This window comes from Streptomyces sp. NPDC015220 (genome assembly GCF_043079345.1).
Classification (GTDB): Bacteria; Actinomycetota; Actinomycetes; order Streptomycetales; family Streptomycetaceae; genus Streptomyces.
This window is the reverse complement of sequence record NZ_JBIBUK010000003.1, coordinates 39,918-56,772: the sequence shown is the minus strand read 5'-3', so window position 1 is coordinate 56,772 and position 16,855 is coordinate 39,918. Positions and strand designations below refer to the sequence as shown.

The 16,855-nt window shown below is 72.7% G+C and carries 14 protein-coding genes and 1 tRNA gene; 3 read left to right on the top strand and 12 right to left on the bottom strand.

What is annotated here, in order from left to right; all coding sequences use genetic code 11:
* Positions 1-178: 178 nt before the first annotated feature.
* A tRNA-Gln gene (locus ACF061_RS09410) sits at positions 179-263 on the top strand.
* Positions 264-301: 38 nt separating this feature from the next.
* Here ACF061_RS09410 and ACF061_RS09405 read toward each other — a convergent pair.
* The 9 genes from ACF061_RS09405 to ACF061_RS09365 all read right to left on the bottom strand — a co-directional run bounded on the left by ACF061_RS09405 (position 302) and on the right by ACF061_RS09365 (position 10,282).
* On the bottom strand, positions 302-1,138 hold the full coding sequence (locus tag ACF061_RS09405; protein ID WP_392266238.1) for an HAD family hydrolase: 837 nt from the start codon (positions 1,136-1,138) through the stop codon (positions 302-304).
* Positions 1,135-2,412 carry a serine--tRNA ligase gene (gene serS / locus ACF061_RS09400; protein ID WP_392266237.1) on the bottom strand — a complete coding sequence of 426 codons (1,278 nt, stop codon included), beginning with the start codon at positions 2,410-2,412 and terminating at the stop codon, positions 1,135-1,137. The genes ACF061_RS09405 and serS overlap by 4 nt, the downstream gene beginning before the upstream one ends.
* 550 nt (positions 2,413-2,962) lie before the next feature.
* Positions 2,963-3,895: a prephenate dehydratase gene (pheA, locus tag ACF061_RS09395; RefSeq protein WP_392266236.1), complete on the bottom strand. Its 933-nt coding sequence runs from the start codon at positions 3,893-3,895 to the stop codon at positions 2,963-2,965.
* A 79-nt stretch (positions 3,896-3,974) separates the two neighbouring features.
* The gene (gene efeB, locus ACF061_RS09390) at positions 3,975-5,258 is read right to left on the bottom strand and encodes an iron uptake transporter deferrochelatase/peroxidase subunit (RefSeq protein ID WP_392266235.1); all 1,284 of its coding nucleotides are present in this window, start codon (positions 5,256-5,258) and stop codon (positions 3,975-3,977) included.
* A gap of 7 nt (positions 5,259-5,265) precedes the next feature.
* A complete protein-coding gene (locus ACF061_RS09385; protein WP_392266234.1) occupies positions 5,266-7,266 on the bottom strand; it encodes a copper resistance CopC/CopD family protein in 2,001 nt (666 codons plus the stop codon).
* A gap of 13 nt (positions 7,267-7,279) precedes the next feature.
* The gene (locus tag ACF061_RS09380) at positions 7,280-7,771 is read right to left on the bottom strand and encodes a copper chaperone PCu(A)C (protein WP_392266233.1); all 492 of its coding nucleotides are present in this window, start codon (positions 7,769-7,771) and stop codon (positions 7,280-7,282) included.
* Positions 7,768-8,415, bottom strand: coding sequence for an SCO family protein (locus ACF061_RS09375; protein WP_392266232.1), 648 nt, complete (start codon positions 8,413-8,415; stop codon positions 7,768-7,770). The genes ACF061_RS09380 and ACF061_RS09375 overlap by 4 nt, the downstream gene beginning before the upstream one ends.
* A 90-nt stretch (positions 8,416-8,505) precedes the next feature.
* Complete coding sequence (locus ACF061_RS09370) at positions 8,506-9,228, bottom strand: YcnI family protein (protein WP_392266231.1); 723 nt, start codon at positions 9,226-9,228, stop codon at positions 8,506-8,508.
* 178 nt (positions 9,229-9,406) lie between these two features.
* Positions 9,407-10,282: a hypothetical protein gene (locus tag ACF061_RS09365; protein ID WP_392266230.1), complete on the bottom strand. Its 876-nt coding sequence runs from the start codon at positions 10,280-10,282 to the stop codon at positions 9,407-9,409.
* 245 nt (positions 10,283-10,527) lie between these two features.
* Between ACF061_RS09365 and ACF061_RS09360 the strand changes: the two genes are divergently transcribed.
* Entirely contained in the window at positions 10,528-10,974 is a 447-nt protein-coding gene (locus ACF061_RS09360) for an ATP-binding protein (protein ID WP_392266229.1), read from the top strand.
* Between the two features lie 121 nt (positions 10,975-11,095).
* On the opposite strand, the gene ACF061_RS09355 is transcribed toward ACF061_RS09360, so the two are convergent.
* From ACF061_RS09355 to ACF061_RS09345, 3 genes are all read right to left on the bottom strand, one after another.
* Complete coding sequence (locus ACF061_RS09355; RefSeq protein ID WP_392266228.1) at positions 11,096-12,460, bottom strand: PLP-dependent aminotransferase family protein; 1,365 nt, start codon at positions 12,458-12,460, stop codon at positions 11,096-11,098.
* Positions 12,461-12,562: 102 nt separating this feature from the next.
* The gene (locus tag ACF061_RS09350) at positions 12,563-14,026 is read right to left on the bottom strand and encodes an aminopeptidase P family protein (RefSeq protein ID WP_392266227.1); all 1,464 of its coding nucleotides are present in this window, start codon (positions 14,024-14,026) and stop codon (positions 12,563-12,565) included.
* Between the two features lie 99 nt (positions 14,027-14,125).
* Complete coding sequence (locus ACF061_RS09345; RefSeq protein ID WP_392266226.1) at positions 14,126-15,673, bottom strand: PP2C family protein-serine/threonine phosphatase; 1,548 nt, start codon at positions 15,671-15,673, stop codon at positions 14,126-14,128.
* A 502-nt stretch (positions 15,674-16,175) separates the two neighbouring features.
* Between ACF061_RS09345 and ACF061_RS09340 the strand changes: the two genes are divergently transcribed.
* On the top strand, positions 16,176-16,841 hold the full coding sequence (locus ACF061_RS09340; RefSeq protein WP_392266225.1) for a bifunctional DNA primase/polymerase: 666 nt from the start codon (positions 16,176-16,178) through the stop codon (positions 16,839-16,841).
* The last annotated feature ends 14 nt before the right edge of the window (positions 16,842-16,855 follow it).

Sequence of the window (16,855 nt, the reverse complement as noted above, 5' to 3'; positions counted from 1 at the left end):
TGTTCCGGGAGAGGAGCTGGGCGATGTCCATGCACGGCAGTACGCCGAGCTCCCGACCGGGCAGCCCGCGGCGGGCTCGGGAGTGACCACCCGCTCCGTCGAGCCCGCTCCGCCCGGGGGAGCTGCCCGGGGCGGCCGCTTCGAGCACGCGATCCGCTGTCGCGTGGGCCGCCCACCCGGAGGATCGGCCGAGTGGTAAGGCACAGGCCCTTGAAGCCGTGGTCGGGGTCATCCCCGCGCACGTTCGATCCGCGCATCCTCCGCGCGGTCCGAAGGCCCGGCTCGGTTCCAGAGCCCGGCCTCAGCCCAGCAGCCGCTCCAGTACGACGGCTATGCCGTCCTCCTCGTTGGAGGCCGTCACCTCGTCGGCGACCGCCTTCAGCTCCTGGTGGGCGTTGGCCATGGCCACGCCGCGGGAGGCCCAGGCGAACATCGGGATGTCGTTGGGCATGTCGCCGAAGGCGAGCGTGTCGACCGCCTTGGCGCCCAGCCGCCGCGCCGCGAGCGAGAGCCCCGTGGCCTTCGACAGTCCGAGGGGGAGGAGCTCCACCACGCCCTCGCCGGCCATGGTGACCGACACGAAGCCGCCCGCGGTCCGGTGGGCCACCTCGGCCAGCTCGTCGTCCGAGAGGGTCGGGTGCTGGATGTAGATCTTGTTGAGGGGAGCGCTCCACAGGTCCGACGCGTCCGTGAACGGAGTGGCCGGCAGCTTTCCCGTGAGGGCGTATCCGGGACCCACCAGCACATCGCCGTCGAGTCCGTCCCGGCTCGCCGCCAGGTACAGCGGGCCGGTCTCCGCCTCGATCTTGGCCAGGGCGACACCGGCCAGCCGCCGGTCCAGGGTCACCGAGGTCAGCAGACGGTGCTCGCCGGCGTCGTACACCTGGGCGCCCTGGCCGCAGACCGCGAGGCCCCGGTAGCCCAGGTCGTCGAGTATGTGCCGGGTCCAGGGCACCGCGCGACCCGTCACCACCAGGTGCGCGGCGCCCGCCGCGGTGGCCGCCGTGAGCGCTTCACGGGTGCGCGCCGAGACCGACCCGTCGGAGCGCAGCAGCGTTCCGTCCAGGTCGGTCGCGATCAGTCGGTACGGGAGGCCGCCGGACAGGTCGCCGGCGGCCGTCGGAGCGGTGGCGGTCACTTGGCCACCGGCTCCAGGACCTCCCGGCCGCCGAGGTAGGGCCGCAGCACCTCGGGCACGCGCACGGAGCCGTCGGCCTGCTGGTGGTTCTCCAGGATGGCGACGATGGTGCGCGGCACGGCGCACAGCGTGCCGTTGAGCGTGGCCAGCGGCTTGACCTGCTTGCCGTCGCGGACGCGGATCGAGAGTCGCCGGGACTGGAACTCGGTGCAGTCGGAGGTCGAGGTCAGCTCGCGGTACTTGCCCTGGGTCGGGATCCACGCCTCGCAGTCGAACTTGCGCGCAGCGGAGGCGCCCAGGTCGCCCGAGGCGACGTCGATGACCCGGAACGGCAGTTCCAGCGACGTCAGCCACTGCTTCTCCCACTCCAGCAGCCGCTGGTGCTCCGCCTGCGAGTCCCCGGGCGCGACGTACGAGAACATCTCGACCTTGTCGAACTGGTGCACGCGGAAGATGCCGCGGGTGTCCTTGCCGTGCGAGCCGGCCTCGCGGCGGAAGCACGGCGAGAAGCCCGCGTAGCGCAGCGGCAGGCGCTCGGCGTCGATGATCTCGTCCATGTGGTACGCCGCCAGCGCCACCTCGGACGTACCGACCAGGTAGAGGTCGTCCTTGTCGAGGTGGTAGACGTCCTGGGCGGCCTGGCCGAGGAAGCCGGTGCCCGCCATCGACTGCGGGCGCACCAGCGCCGGGGTCAGCATCGGGGTGAAGCCGGCGGCGGTGGCCTGGGCGATGGCCGCGTTCACCAGCGCGAACTCCAGCAGCGCGCCGACACCGGTGAGGAAGTAGAAGCGCGAGCCGGAGACCTTGGCGCCGCGCTCCACGTCGATCGCGCCGAGGAGCTGGCCGAGCTCCAGGTGGTCCTTGGGTTCGAAGCCCTCGGCGGTGAAGTCGCGGATCGTGCCGTGCGTCTCCAGCGTGGCGAAGTCCTCCTCGCCGCCGACCGGCACGTCGGGGTGGACGAGGTTGCCGAGCTGGAGCAGCAGCCCCTGGGTCTCGGCGTCGGCCTCGTCGCGTTCGGCGTCCGCCGCCTTGACGTCGGCGGCCAGCCGGCTCGCCTTCTTCAGCAGTTCGGCCTTCTCGTCGCCGGCGGCCTTGGGGATGAGCTTGCCCAGTGCCTTCTGCTCGGCGCGAAGCTCGTCGAAGCGGACGCCGGACGACCTGCGCCGCTCGTCGGCGGACAGGATGGAGTCGACGAGCGCGACGTCCTCTCCACGGGCGCGCTGGGAGGCGCGCGCACGGTCGGGGTCCTCACGGAGCAGGCGAAGGTCAATCACGCGGTCAAGGCTACCGGTGCCGCGTTCCGGATCACGACCAGGTATTCCGAGCCGTGCCCCGCGCGGCCGTGCACCTCGGGGGGAGGAATTGCGACGCTGTGTCAATAACGTGAGTCCCGCTCCCCGGATGGAGGCAGGTGGCGGATGCCTGGTTGACTGGATTTCCTTGTGGGACAGGCGACTTGGCCATCCGGTTGTCCACAGGGATCCACGCCTCCGGAAGAGTTGTCCACAGGCTGTGTGGAAGGTCTGTGGACTCAGGAATTGATCACCCGCAAAGCGGCGGCCGGAAGGAAGAATTCCTGGCCCAAACCGGCCCGACGGCCACTTTCGGGTGGAAAAGGGTCGCCCCAAAAGATGAACCAAGGGAAACGAGTGGACGAAGGGTGGCTCGTGGACCGGTGGCCCCGCCGAGGGGTCCCAGGGCGATTTGTCGACTGAGTCCCGCCTCCCTGTCGACTTGTCCCCAGGTCGATCGAGGGGCCTGTGGATAACTTCTGTGGATAACTGAGATCCGCAGGTAGGACCGGCCCCCTGCGGGCAGGACTGGCTAGAAACGGCCGTCCTGGCAGCGCGTCACCCAGTCCGCGGCCGCCATGAACTCCTCGTCCGAGGTGCCCATGAACGGGGGGCGCACGTCGGCCACGCCGATGTCCGCGCGCGGGTACGAGCCGAGGAACCGCACCTGTAGGCAGAGCCGCTTGAGTCCCATCAGGGCCTCGGCCATCCGGCGGTCGGCGATGTGCCCCTCGGCGTCGACGCAGAAGCAGTAGTTGCCGATGCCGGCGCCCGTCGGACGGGACTGCAGCAGCATGAGGTTGATGCCACGGGTGGCGAACTCGCCCAGCAGATCACGCAGCCCGCCGGGATGGTCGGCGCGCTGCCACAGGACCACGGAGGTCTTGTCCGCACCGCTCGGAGCGGCGGGCCGCGCGGGCCGGCCGACCAGGACGAACCGGGTCTGCGCGTTCTCCGCGTCGTGGATCTCCGTCTCCAGGGCCTCCAGGCCGTACCGGGCGGCCGCGAACTCGCCCGCGAAGGCGGCGTCGTAGCGGCCCTCCTGGACCAGACGGGCGCCGTCCGCGTTGGAGGCGGCGGACTCCCAGACGGCGTCCGGCAGGTTCGCCTTGAGCCAGTTGCGCACCTGCGGCTGGGCGGCCGGGTGGGCGGTGACCGTCTTGATGTCGGACAGCTTCGTTCCCGGCCTGACCAGCAGGGCGAAGGTGATCGACAGCAGCACCTCGCGGTAGATCATCAGCGGCTGACCGGCGACCAGTTCGTCGAGGGTCGTGGTGATGCCGCCCTCGACGGAGTTCTCGATCGGCACGAACGCGGCCTCGGCCTCCTGGTTGCGGACCGCGTCCAGCGCGGACTGCACGGACACGTACGGGACGAGTTCCCGGGTGGCCGTCTCGGGAAGCGTGCGCAGGGCGACTTCGGTGAAGGTGCCCTCGGGACCGAGATACGCGTAGCTCGCTGGCATGACCTCACCCTAATGGCCGCGAGGGGACTCGGCCCCCGCGTCTCATGATCGCCCCTCGGCCGGGTGAACCTCCCGGACCTCAGCCCTCCAGCAGCCGCTGGCCCACGTACTCGCCCTTCGCCGCCCCGCCCGGCACCGCGAAGAGCCCGCTGGCCTCGTGCCGGACGTACTGGGACAGGGCGTCGCCGCGGTCCAGCTTGCGCTGCACCGGCACGAAGCCGCGCAGCGGATCGGCCTGCCAGCAGATGAACAGCAGGCCCGCGTCCGGGACACCGCCGGCGTCGAAGCCGTCGTGGTAGGAGAAGGGGCGCCGCAGCATGGCCGCGCCCCCGTTCTGGTCGGGCCGGGTGATGCGGGCGTGGGCGTTGACCGGCACGACGTAGGAGCCGTCCTCGCCCGTCTTCTCCAGGTCCATCTCGGTCGTCTCGGTGCCCCCGCTGAGCGGCGCGCCGTCGGACTTGCGGCGCCCCATGACGTTCTCCTGCTGGGTGAGCGACAGCTTCTCCCAGTCGTCCAGGAGCATGCGGATGCGGCGTACGACCACGTAGGAGCCGTTCGCCATCCAGCCCGGGTCCCCGTCGGCGGGGACGAAGACACGCCGGTCGAAGTCGGCGTCGCCCGGCCGCGGGTTGTGGGTGCCGTCGACCTGCCCCATCAGGTTGCGGGCCGTCCTGGGCCGCGCGGTGGCGCCCGGGGAGCGGTTGAAGCCGTTCATCTGCCAGCGGAGACGGGCGGCGCCGCCCGCGTCCTTCTGGACGGCGCGCAGGGCGTGGAAGGCGACCAGCGCGTCGTCGGCGCCGATCTGCACCCACAGGTCGCCGTCGCTGCGGGCCCTGTCGAGCCGGTCGGAGGAGAAGGCGGGCAGCGGGTCGAGGGCGGCCGGGCGCTGCTTGAGCAGTCCGGTCCGGTCGAAGAAGCTGTGCCCGAAGCCGAAGGTGATCGTCAGAGAGGAGGGGCCCGCGTCCCGGGCGACCTCCGTGTCGCCGTGCGCGGCCGGCTCGCCCGCCATCAGCCGCTCGGCCGTTGCCGACCAGCGGCGCAGCAGCGCGGCGGCCTCCTTGCGGCCCGCGCCGGCCGCCAGGTCGAAGGCGGCCAGGTGGCCTTGGGCCTGAAGGCCTTCGGTGATGCCGGGCTGATGTTTCCCGTGAAACACCGCCCGGTCGGAGCCGAGCGCGGTGAGCGGCGTGGCACCGGCGGGCGCCGCCGCGTACCCGATGCCGGCGCCCGCGGCGCCCAGGACGAGACCGGTGGCGCCGGCCGTGCCGAGCAGCCGCCGGCGCGACAGAACGGTCCCGGTGGCGGTCTCCGCCTTCCGGGGGTCGGGCACGGTGGGCCGGGATTCCTGGGTGGTCCGGTCGGTCATGGTGGGTTCAGCCGATCTGCGCGTTCTTGGTGACGGTCACCTGGTCGATGTCGGAGGTCCGCACGGTCACGGCGACCTTCCAGTCGCCCGCCATGGGAATCTGCACTCCGCTCGCCGCCCAGTGCCCGGTGGTGATGCGGTCGGGGGCCACCGGGAGCGGCCCGATCCCCTTCGCGGTCAGCGTGAAGGCGACCTTGACCTCGGGCACGTCGATGGCCCGCCCGTCGGGCCGCTGCACATAGAGGTGCAGCTCGTTGCCGCCCACGCGCGCGGGGTCGATGTCGAGCCGCACGACGCCCTTGCCGCTCTGCCCGCCGGTGTCGAACGGCATGTCGAGGGTGACGGCTCCCGCGGCGGGGGCCGACGAGGAGGACGGGGACGACGCGGCGGCCCTGGCCTCCTGCTCCGTGCGCCCCGGCTCGGTCTGGGTCAGCACGGTGGTGACGGCGAGGAGCACGACGGCGACGCCCGCCTCCGCCAGCACCGAGCGGCGCAGCCCGAACCGGTTGGGGTCGGCGTCGCGCAGCCGCTTGTTCCGGGCCGCGTCCACGGCGGCCCGCTGCCGGGCGAGCTGGGCGGCCCGCCGGGTGTCCTCGTCGGCCGGAGCCTTCCCGCCCGCCGCGTCCAGCCGCGCGCCCGTGGGTTCATGCCGCCCGGCGGGTTCCGCCGCGTCGGTCGCGGCACCGGGCTCCGGGCTGCCCTTGATACCGGCCTTCGCCTCGCCCTCGGTGCGGTCCTCGGCGCCGTCCTCGGTCCGTGCCCCGGCCGGGTCGGCCACCGACCGGGCCAGTCGTCCGGTCCAGCGCCGGGAGGCCCAGGCGATCCCGACGAGCAGCAACACCAGCGCGATCTTGGCCAGGAGGAGCTGCCCGTAGCGCGTTCCGGTCAGCGCGGACCAGGAGCCGAGCTGACGCCAGGACTGGTAGGCGCCGGTGGCCACCAGCGCGAGGACGGAGCCGAAGGCGACACGGGAGAAGCGGCGTACGGCGAAGGACTCGACCGGGGTGTCCGCGGGCGCCCGGTAGAGCGCGACCAGGAGTGTGGCCAGCCCGCCGAGCCAGGCGGCCACGGCCAGCAGGTGGACGACGTCGACGGGCATGGCGATGCCCGGCTGGAGTCCGACCGAGGCGTGCTCGGCCATCGACCAGCTGGCGGCGAGCCCGGCGGCGACCACGGTCCCGCCGATCGCGAGCCCGAAGGTCAGGTCCCGCTTCTCCGCGTCCTCGCGCTTCTCGTACGCCCCGAAGAGCACCGCGACGAAGAGCGCCGCGGCGGCGAGCAGCAGCAGCCGGGAGACGAGGGCGGCCCCCGTCTTGGTCTGCAGTACCTGTCCCAGGAGGTCCAGGTCGACGATGTCGCCGACCTTGCCGGAGGTGGTGTAGGAGCCGCGCAGGAGCAGCAGGGCGAGCGTGGCGGCGGTCAGCGCGAGCCAGCCGGAGACGACGAGCCGCTGCACGGCCCGCACCCCGGCGCCGCGCTGCCAGCAGGCCAGCACGAAGGCGGCGCCGCCGGCCAGGACGATGAAGCCGGCGTACGACACGTAGCGGCCGAGCCCGTACAGCAGGCCGACGACTCCGCCGCCCGCCTCCTGGCCGCCGACCGCGACCGAGGTCTTGGAGGGCGCGCCGACGGAGAAGGTGTAGGCGCCTGCGACGGGGTGGCTGTCGGCGGAGACCACCTGGTAGGCGACGGTGTAGGTGCCCTTGGCCAGGCCGCCGCGCAGTCGCACGGAGTAGGTGGTTCCGCCGGCGTTGTACGGCTTCCCGGCGTCGACGCGCTCGCCCTCGGGGTCGAGCACGCGCAGCGAGTCGTCGCTCATCGCGACCTCCTCGGAGAAGGTCAGCGACACCTGGGCGGGTGCCTCGGCGACCACCACCCCCTGCCGGGGGTCGCTGCCGGTCAGCGCGGCGTGCGCGGAGGCCGGTCCGGCGGCGGCCAGGAGCAGCCCGGTGACGGCCAGGAGCAGCAGCGCCAGGGTCCGGACGCGGGGGGTGATGGTCTGCGTCAAGGTGGTCCCTCCCTCAGTGGCCGGTCGCGGGGTTGTACGTCGCCGACTTCACCGGCATCTCGACCCGGAGGTCGCCCGACTTGGCGAAGTGCAGTTCGACGGAGACCGTCTGGCCCTGTTCGGGCCTGTGCTTGAGCCCGTCGAACATCAGGTGGTTGCCACCGCTTCCGAACACGAGGCGGCCGTGGGCGGGCACGGTGAGGCGCCCGGCCTCGCGCATCGTCCCGCCGACGGTCTGGTGCACGGTGACGGAGCCGGCGGCATCGCTGGTGACCGAGGTCAGCTCGTCCTCCGCGTCACCCTTGTTGACGATCGTCAGGAAGCCGGCCGCCATGGAGTCCGAGACCGGCCGGGGCATGTAGGGGGAGCTGACGGACAGCTTCGCCTTCCCGTCGGAGCCGGAGTCGTTGCCGGACGCGGAGGCCGATCCACCGCACCCCGTCAGCAGAACCGTTCCGGCCAGGGCGCCCGCCAGCAGCGCGGCCGCGGCCGCCGGACGCCTCACGGGTTCTCCCCCTTGATGATCCTGGGGAGGTCCTTGGTGTAGTCGTCGACGGTCGTCTCCTCGCCGTAGACCACGTAGCCGTCGTCGGTCTTCGGCGAGAAGGCGACCACCTGGGTGCCGTGCACCGAGACGAGCTTGCCGTTCTTGTCCTTACTGGTCGGCTCGATGGCGATGCCGACACTGCGCGCACCGGCCTGGATGGTGGCGAAGTCACCGGTCAGGCCGACGAACTGAGGGTCGATGCCGTTGAGCCACTTGCCGAGCTCGGCCGGGGTGTCACGGGCGGGGTCGGTGGTGACGAACACCACCCGCAGCTTGTCCTGCTGGGCCTTGGGCAGGGCCTTCTTGGCGACCGCGAGGTTGTTCATCGTCAGCGGGCAGATGTCGGGGCAGTGGGTGTAGCCGAAGTAGATCAGTGTGGGCCGGCCGGCGGTCTCCTTGCGGAGGTCGTACTTCTTGCCGTGCGTGTCGGTGAGCACCAGGTCGGGCTTCTCGAACGGCTGGTCGAGGACCGTCCCGGCCTTCTGCGAGGTCTGCTCGGCGACCACGTTGGCGGGCTTGTCGCTCCCCCCGCTGCCGCAGGCGGAGAGGGTCATCGTGGCGGCGGCCAGCAGCGCCGCGGCGGCGAACGTCTTCTTGCGCATAGAAAAATGTCCCAGATGTGAGAAATCCGGCGCGCACCGGGGTCGTACGCAAGAGTCGCACGACCCCGGAGCGCGCAGCGGACCGACAGGTCAGGCGGCGGTCCGCCGGCGGCCGGCGAGGACGCCGAACGCCACACCCGCCACGCCGACGACGATGCCCACGACGCCGAGGACGCGGGCGGTGGTGTCGCTGCCGGAGGCGGGCTCGGAGGCGGTGGCGTCCTTGGCGGCGGTGGCGTCCTTGGCCGGCGCGTCGCCGTCGGCCGCCGCGGCCAGCTGCAGCGTGGGCGCCGGGTTGTCGGGCTCGGCCTGCCCCTTCTGCTGCACCTCGATCCAGCGGACGACCGCGTTGTCGGAGTACGTCTGCAGCGCCTTGAAGACGAGCTGGTCGGTGTCCTCGGGCAGCGCGCCGATGGAGACCGGGAACTTCTGGAAGTACCCCGGCTCCACGCCCTTGCCGTCGGCGGTCCAGGTGACCTTGGTGACCGCCTCGGAGATCTTCTCGCCGTGCGTCTGCAGGGGCTTGGCCAGCTTGGACTTGGTGACCTGGATCTTCCAGCCGGTCATCGGCTGCGGCATCACCGAGGCGAGCGGGTGGTCGGTCGGGAAGTTGACCTCGAGCTTGGTGGTGGAGGCGTCGTCGCGCTCGTTGGGGACCTTGAAGTCGACGACCGTGTAGCCGCCCTTGGCGGGCGTGGATTCCGGCTGCACGCTGACGTGCGCGAACGCGGGGACGGACAGGGCGAGGACGGCGCCGCCGGCGAGGGCGCCGACGGTGGCGAGACGAGAGGTACCGCGGCTGATGGCCTTCATGGCGATGAGCACTCCACTTCAGTGGGTTCCGGTGATGAGGAGGAGTACGCGTGCGCGGGGCGGCCGGATCGTGCCGGGCCGCCCGGTGAACGGGCACACGCGCGTGCCGCACGACGGCGGCCGCTCCCTCGGGCGGAACCCGCTTCGCGGGCTCGGTCGGGGCGCTGGTCGCGTCGTGTCAGGCAGCGAGGACGAGGGCGGCGGCCGGCGGGCCGCGGCGGATCACCGTGTGCTGGAGTGCGGTGGTGGAGGGCATCGGTGCCGCGGAGTCCGCGGTCCGCGAGAAGCGCGGGCCGGTCCGGGGCGCCGTGGGCAGACCGACGCGGAGAGCGCGTACCAGCGCGAGCGCCCCGCGCAGGGACCGCATGAGCGCTCCCTCGGCGACTCCGTGCGCCGACAGTCCGATCAGCCGCAGCAGGGCGAGGTCGCCGCGGCGCAGCAGCCAGCCCGCGGCGAGGGCGGCGAGCACATGGCCGAGCAGCATGGGCAGGGACGGCAGCAGCGAGGCCGCCGAACCGGCCGTGGACAGGGCGTCCGCCGGCTGGTGCGCGGTGCTGCCCGGTCCCGGGGCGGGCCCGTCGTAGAGGTGCGCGTCGACGAGGATCCGGTAGGCGTGGGCCGGGCTGATCGCCGCGGCGGTGCCGCCGCACACGTACCGCGTGGCCCGTTCCACGAGCGCGGCGTCGGACAGGTGGTGCAGGTGACTCATCGAGCCCATGGAGCCCATCGACCCCGTCGAGCCCATGGACATCGCGCCGGACGCCGGGCCCCCCGCGCCGTGCTGCCCCATACCGAACAGCGTGTGCAGCGCGGTCTGGCCGACCGCGAGCAGCCCCGCGATCCCCGGCAGCGACCGCGTACGCCCGGCGAGCGGCGCCACGACGACGAACGACCCCAGGAATCCCACACCCAGCGTCCACGGCGGAACCGTGGCGCAGGAGGCCAGTGTGTGACCGGCCGCGGCCAGCACGACGCAGACCGCGGCGAACACCGCGGCCCGCAGCATGCGCAGATCGCGTCCGGCGGGCACCGCGCGCGAGTGGGGGGCAGTCATGGCGGGCTCATCATCCCACCGTCCCACCACGCGCCGTGCGGCAGGTCCGCGAAATGCGGTACGTCCGAAAGGTTGTTTTCCGTGTCCGCCGGCCGCGCATACCCCGATTCCGGCCCGCGCATACCCCGATTCCGTGTCCGTCACATCCGCCGAACGGATGGACCGGCGACGACTCCGTGCTTACGTTCGGGCGCTCGGGGCAATACGTAACGGTATGTCGAGCCGCGGCCGGGAGGCTGGAGAGCATGAGCATCTGGTGGTCACTCCATCTTCGGCGTGACGCTGCGAGTGTGCCGCTCGCCCGGCGGCTGCTGCTCGGCACCATGGAGACCGCGGGCGTCGACCCCGACGTCTCCTACGACCTGTCCGTGGCCCTGAGCGAGGCCTGCGCCAACGCGGTGGAGCACGGCGGCGACACCGACTCCTGCGAGGCCTACCGCGTCACCGCCTACCTCGACGGGGAGAAGTGCCGCATCGAGGTGACCGACGTGGGCCCGGGCTTCCCCTCCGGCGTACGCCACGCCCCGGCGCGCCCCGCGCACGCCGAGGCCGAACACGGCCGCGGCCTGTGCCTCATCCAGGAACTCGCCGACCACGTCCACTTCGGCAACAAGCCGGGGCGAGGCGGTGCGGTGGTGAGCTTCGACAAGGTCCTCAAGTGGCGCGCGGACGCACCGCTGATGGCGGTGTAGGGCCCGGCGTCCGTCCCCTTCCGCTCCACCGGGCCGCCGGGGGTCCCAGCGCCCCCGACGAGCCGACTCACGGACCGTCACGTCCTGCCGGACGAAGCGCACCGCCGCGGCCGAACCGCGCTCACGCCCCGTCCAGGACCTTCGCCAGCACGTCCAGCGCCTCCGGGTAGACCCGCTCCCTGGGCGTCCCGTAGCCCACGACCAGGCCCTGCGGCCGTCCCGCGCCCGGAGTGTGCCAGTGCTCGCCCAGCCGGCCGAGCGCCAGGCCCTCCGCCTCCGCACGGGCCAGTGCCTCCTCCTCGTCGGCGACGTCGACCAGGGCGTGCAGCCCGGCGGCGATCCCACGCACCCGGCGGGAGCCCAGCCGGTCCAGGAGCTGGTCCCGGCGGCGCCGGTAGCGCAGCCGGCACGCGCGGATGTGCCGGTCGTAGGCGTGGCTGTCGATGAGCTCGGCGAGTGCCAGCTGCCCGATGGTCTCGGTGTGGTGGTCGCTGTGCAGTTTGGCGTCGGCGACCGCGTCGACCAGGTGCGGCGGCAGCACCATCCAGCCCAGCCGCAGCGCCGGACCGAGGGTCTTGGACGCGGTGCCGAGATAGGCGACGTGACCGGGCGCCATTCCCTGGAGCGCGCCGACGGGCTGGCGGTCGTAGCGGAACTCGCCGTCGTAGTCGTCCTCGACGATCAGCGCGCCACGCGCGCGTGCCCAGTCGGTCAGCGCCCGCCGCCGTTCGGGCCGCAGGGTCACGCCCGTCGGGTACTGGTGCGCCGGGGTGACGACGACGGCCCGCTCCTCGCCCAGGTCCTGCGCGCACACGCCGCGTTCGTCGACCTCGACCGGCACCACCTGTCCGCCGTTGCGCCGCACCACCTCCCGGTGGAAGGGCAGCCCGGGATCCTCCATGGCGACGGCGGCGCCGTCCAGCACACGGGTGAGGAGCGCGAGTCCCTGCACGTACCCGGAGGTGATCACGATCCGTTCCGGCGGGGCGACGACCCCGCGGGCCCGCCCCAGGTAGCCAGAGAGCGCGGTGCGCAGCTCGATCCGGCCGCGCGGATCACCGTAGTCGTACGCCAGTGAGGGCGCCGTCGCGATGGCGCGGCGCAGTGCCCGCAGCCATGCCGCCGCGGGGAACGCCCCGACGTCCGGGCTGCCGGGACGCAGGTCGAACCGGGGCGCTCGCGCGCGTGCCGCCGCGTCCGGCTCATCGGTGTCGACCGTCGGCAGTGCGGCGACCTGGGTCCCCGAGCCCTGCCGGGCGGTCAGATAACCCTCTGCGACGAGCTGGTCGTAGGCGGCCTTCGCGGTGCCCCGCGAGATGCCGAGCTCGTCGGCGAGCCGCCGGGTCGCCGGCAGCCGGGTCCCCGGCGACAGCCGCCCGTCCCGCACGGCGTCCCTGAGCGCCTTCTCCAGTCCCGCCCGGCGGCCTGCCGCCGCGTCCGGTTCCAGATGCAGGTCCACCCCGACACCGGACCAGAAGTCGTCCACGAGAACCCTCCCCCTAGGCACGTGAATCCACCCCGTGCCGGGCCACGTGTCCCGGCACGGCGAGGCCGGGCACCCCGCGGGTACCCGGCCGTCGCGTTCGTGTCAGCCCTTCAGCGACGCCATCCAGGCCTCGACCTCGTCGGAGCGGCGCGGCAGGCCCGCCGAGAGGTTACGGTTGCCGTCCTCGGTGACGAGGATGTCGTCCTCGATGCGGACACCGATGCCGCGGTACTCCTCCGGGACCGTCAGGTCGTCCGCCTGGAAGTACAGGCCCGGCTCGACGGTGAGCACCATGCCCGGCTCCAGCGTGCCGTCCACGTAGGTCTCGGTGCGCGCGGCGGCGCAGTCGTGGACGTCCATGCCGAGCATGTGGCCGGTGCCGTGCAGGGTCCAGCGGCGCTGCAGACCGAGTTCCAGCACCCGCTCGACCGGGCCCTCGACCAGGCCCCACTCGACGAGCTTCTCGGTGAGCACGCGCTGGGCGGCGTCGTGGAAGGCGCGGTGCTTGGCGCCCGGCCTGACCGCCGCGATACCGGCCTCCTGGGCCTCGTACACGGCGTCGTAGATCTTCTTCTGGATCTCGCTGTAGCGGCCGTTGACGGGCAGGGTGCGCGTGACGTCGGCCGTGTAGAGGGTGTGCGTCTCCACGCCCGCGTCCAGCAGGAGCAGGTCGCCGGAGCGGACCGGGCCGTCGTTGCGCACCCAGTGCAGTGTGCAGGCGTGCGGGCCGGAGGCGGCGATGGTGCCGTAGCCCACGTCGTTGCCCTCCACGCGCGCACGGAGGAAGAAGGTTCCCTCGATGTAGCGCTCGCTGGTGGCCTGAGCCTTGTCGAGGACCTTCACCACGTCCTCGAAGCCGCGCACGGTGGAGTCGACGGCCTTCTGCAGCTCGCCGATCTCGAACTCGTCCTTGACCAGGCGGGCCTCGGAGAGGAAGACGCGCAGCTCCTCGTCGCGCTCGGCGGTGACCTTGTCGGTCAGGGCCGCCTCGACGCCGGCGTCGTAGCCGCGCACGACGCGCACCGGGCCGGTGGCCTCGCGCAGCCGGTCCGGCAGCTCGCGCACGTCCGCGGTGGAGATGCCGTGCAGCCGTTCGGCCTCGGTCAGGGAGTGGCGGCGGCCGACCCACAGTTCGCCCTGGCCGGACAGCCAGAACTCGCCGTCCGCGCGGTTGGACCGGGGCAGCAGGTAGAGCGTCGCCCGGTGGCCGTCCGCGGTGGGCTCCAGGACCAGGACGCCGTCCTCGGTCTGGTTGCCGGTGAGGTAGGCGTACTCCACCGACGACCGGAAGGGGTACTCGGTGTCGTTGGAGCGGGTCTTGAGATTGCCGGCGGGGATCACCAGGCGCTCGCCGGGGAAACGCGCGGACAGCGCGGCGCGGCGGCGGGCGGTGTGCTCCGCCTGCTCGACCGGCTCCAGGTCGTGCTGCTCGGTGTCGGCCCAGCCCGACTTCATGTTCTCGCCAAGCTCGTCGGACACGCCCGAGTAGAGGCCGTTCTTACGCTGCTTGGTCGGTTGTTCGGACTCGGTCTCCGGGGTCTCCGGGCTGGTGAGCTCCTCCGACACGGTCTTCCTCCTAGGTGCGGCACTGGACCACCCCCATCGTACGGTCGTACGGAAGGGGGTCCGAGGGAGAAGCACCCATTACCGGTGGTGCCCGGACCGCTACGCGAAGCGGGCCGCCAGCAGCACCACGTCCTCCGCGCCGTCGGTCATGTCCAGGCCGTCCGGCAGCACCGTGCGCAGCACGTGGTCGGCGACCGCCGCGGGGTCGTGGCGCAGCGCGCGCGGGACGGCGGCGGCCGCCGCGTGCAGCCGGGCGAAGGCGCGGTCGACGGGGTCGCCGGTGCGGTGCAGCAGCCCGTCGGTGTAGAGCAGCACCGTCTCGCCGGCCGCCACCTGGAACTCCACGCTCGGCGCCTCCCAGCACGCGAGCATGCCCAGCGGCGCGGAGACGGACGTCTCCACGAACTGCGTGCGCCGTTCACCGACCAGCAGGGGCGGGCTGTGCCCGGCGCCGGCCAGGGTGACCCGGCGCAGCGCGGGCTCGCAGTAGGCGAACAGGGCGGTGGCGGAGCGGGCGGGCTCGGCCAGCCGCAGCAGCAGTTCGAGGTCGGAGAGGACGGCGACCGGGTCCTCGCCCTCCATCACCGCGTACGCCCGCAGCGACGCCCGCAGTCGGCCCATCGCGGCGACCGCGCCGGGTCCGGAGCCGGTGACCGCGCCGACCGAGAGGCCGAGCGCGGCGTCGGGCAGGCAGATCGCGTCGTACCAGTCCCCGCCACCGCGCGGGCCGGTGCGGTGCCGGACGGCGAGCTGGACGCCGGGGACCCGGGGCAGCCGGGAGGGCAGCAGTTCCTCGTGGATCGTCGCCATGCGCGCGCGGGTGCGTTCGCCGTCGAGCAGGCGTGCCAGGTGCTCGGTGGCGAAGCGGGCGTAGAGGCGGGCGAGGTGGCGCTGCCGCTCGGCCGGCTCGGCGGGCTCGTCGTAGAGCCAGACGGCGGCACCGAGGCGGCCGGCGGTCCCGGTGGACAGGGGCAGCGCGTAACCGGCGGCGTAGCCGAGGCGGGCGGCCACCTCGCGGTGACGGGGGTCGAGACCCTCCTCGGCGAACAGGTCGGGGCACAGGACCTCGCCCGCGCCGCCGGGCGGCCCGGCGGCGGGGCCCAGGAGTCTGCCGTAGGGCATGGCGTCGCGCGGGACGGTCTCGATGTGGCCGAGGTCGGCACGGGCCAGGCCCAGGCCGACCGTGGTGTCGGGGCCGAGGCCGTCGGCGGGTTCCAGCACGACGAGTCCGCGCCGGGCGCCCACGAGGGCGGCACCGGCGCGCAGCAGTTCCGTCAGGGCGGCGTCGAGCCCGTTGGTGCGGGCCAGCCGCTCGGTCAGCTCGTGGAGGGTGGTGAGGTCGGAGACCCAGCCCGCGAGCCGGTCCTGGAGGAGGGCGCCCGGTGGGTTGTGGGCGTGCGGGGAGTCGCCACAGTTCGGGGCGGTGACCGGCGGGGTACCCGGGGCTGATGGCACGGGCGAGACAGTGTGTGCGGGTGCGGGAACCGTTGAATCGATTCCGGCCACTTTCGAGGGGTGAGGAGCGTTCATGGCGTCCGGCTTCCCGGCCGGTGCGTACTGCTCAAAAGCATCGCAAACCCCCATGTCATTCTGCGCCGCCGGCAGTGTCTCCACATGTACACGCACTCGTGAGGGGATGTCCAGCATTGTCCTGCCGGGATTACTGGTGTCAGAGGGCCTTGCGTGGTCTTCATCCAGACCCCTTGCGCAATGGCGAACTTGGCTTGAAACTGCCTCGGGTGAAGGCCTATTGCGGTCGACTGGGTTTGCTCCACAGAGCGTCACAGCGGTCGTGATGGGTACGTACTCGGAGAAGGCCAGGGGTGGTTGGGAACCGCCCGGAACCTGGCGACGGACCCGGGCGTCCTATCCACCGACGACCGTGCCCCATCCTCGCGTGATGGCGGCGGAGAGCAGAACGCGCGACGGCAGAACGCCAGGCTCCGCCACCCCACGACACGCCCATGCTCCCGGTAGACGCAGTATGGACGGGGCTGCCGCGGAGGCAGCCAGTGCTCGAACCAGAGGGGTTCCCCGTGCCGTGCGGCAGGGGTGTGATGCGCCAACAGGTACGCACAGTGAAGTGATCGACACATGGTGTGATGTGACCACGGTGTTGCCAGCGGTGCAACGGAAAGGACGAGCGCTCATGCGCGAGATCCCCGGAAGGCGACGCAGGCTCCTGTCCCGGCGCGGTGACGGGGGGCCTGAGCAGATCAGCGCGGCCCTGACCTTCGCGGCCCAGTGGCGGTGGCCCGTACTCCCGGGTGTGGCACCGGATCCGCGGCGGCCGGGCCGGTGCTGCTGCCCCGACCCGGAGTGCACCGTGCCCGGCGCGCACCCCTTCGACCCGGGTCTCCTGGCGGCCACCACGGACGCCCGGATGGTGCGCTGGTGGTGGACCAACCGGCCCACTGCGCCGATCGTCCTGGCCACCGGCGGCAAGGCCCCCTGTGCGGTGAGCCTGCCGGCCCTCGCGGCCGCCCGTGCGCTGGTCGCGCTGGACCGCGCCGGCATGCGGCTCGGCCCCGTAGTCGCCTCGCCCACGCGCTGGTCGATCCTCGTCAGGCCGTACTCGATGGAGCAGCTCGGCGAATTGCTCCACGCCAAGGACTTCGTGCCCGGCTCGCTCCGGTTCCACGGCGAGGGCGGCTACCTCGCCCTGCCTCCCTCCGGGACGGGTGCCGGGCAGATCAGGTGGGAGCGCGCTCCGCTGCCCGGGTCCGCCGCCCCCTGGGTCCCCGACGTGGAGGCCGTCGTGGACGCCGTCGTGGAGGCCCTCACTCGTACGGGTGTGAGCGCGCCCGAGTTGTAGGAGGCGCCGGGCGC

Bases quoted from the DNA above. Each gene is read 5' to 3' on its own strand.
- pheA (WP_392266236.1), bottom strand. From the start codon at position 3,895: ATGCCAGCGAGCTACGCGTATCTCGGTCCCGAGGGCACCTTCACCGAA.
- efeB (WP_392266235.1), bottom strand. From the start codon at position 5,258: ATGACCGACCGGACCACCCAGGAATCCCGGCCCACCGTGCCCGACCCC.
- ACF061_RS09375 (WP_392266232.1), bottom strand. From the start codon at position 8,415: ATGCGCAAGAAGACGTTCGCCGCCGCGGCGCTGCTGGCCGCCGCCACG.
- ACF061_RS09370 (WP_392266231.1), bottom strand. From the start codon at position 9,228: ATGAAGGCCATCAGCCGCGGTACCTCTCGTCTCGCCACCGTCGGCGCC.
- ACF061_RS09365 (WP_392266230.1), bottom strand. From the start codon at position 10,282: ATGACTGCCCCCCACTCGCGCGCGGTGCCCGCCGGACGCGATCTGCGC.
- ACF061_RS09360 (WP_392266229.1), top strand. From the start codon at position 10,528: ATGAGCATCTGGTGGTCACTCCATCTTCGGCGTGACGCTGCGAGTGTG.
- ACF061_RS09345 (WP_392266226.1), bottom strand. From the start codon at position 15,673: ATGCTGGACATCCCCTCACGAGTGCGTGTACATGTGGAGACACTGCCG.
- ACF061_RS09340 (WP_392266225.1), top strand. From the start codon at position 16,176: ATGCGCGAGATCCCCGGAAGGCGACGCAGGCTCCTGTCCCGGCGCGGT.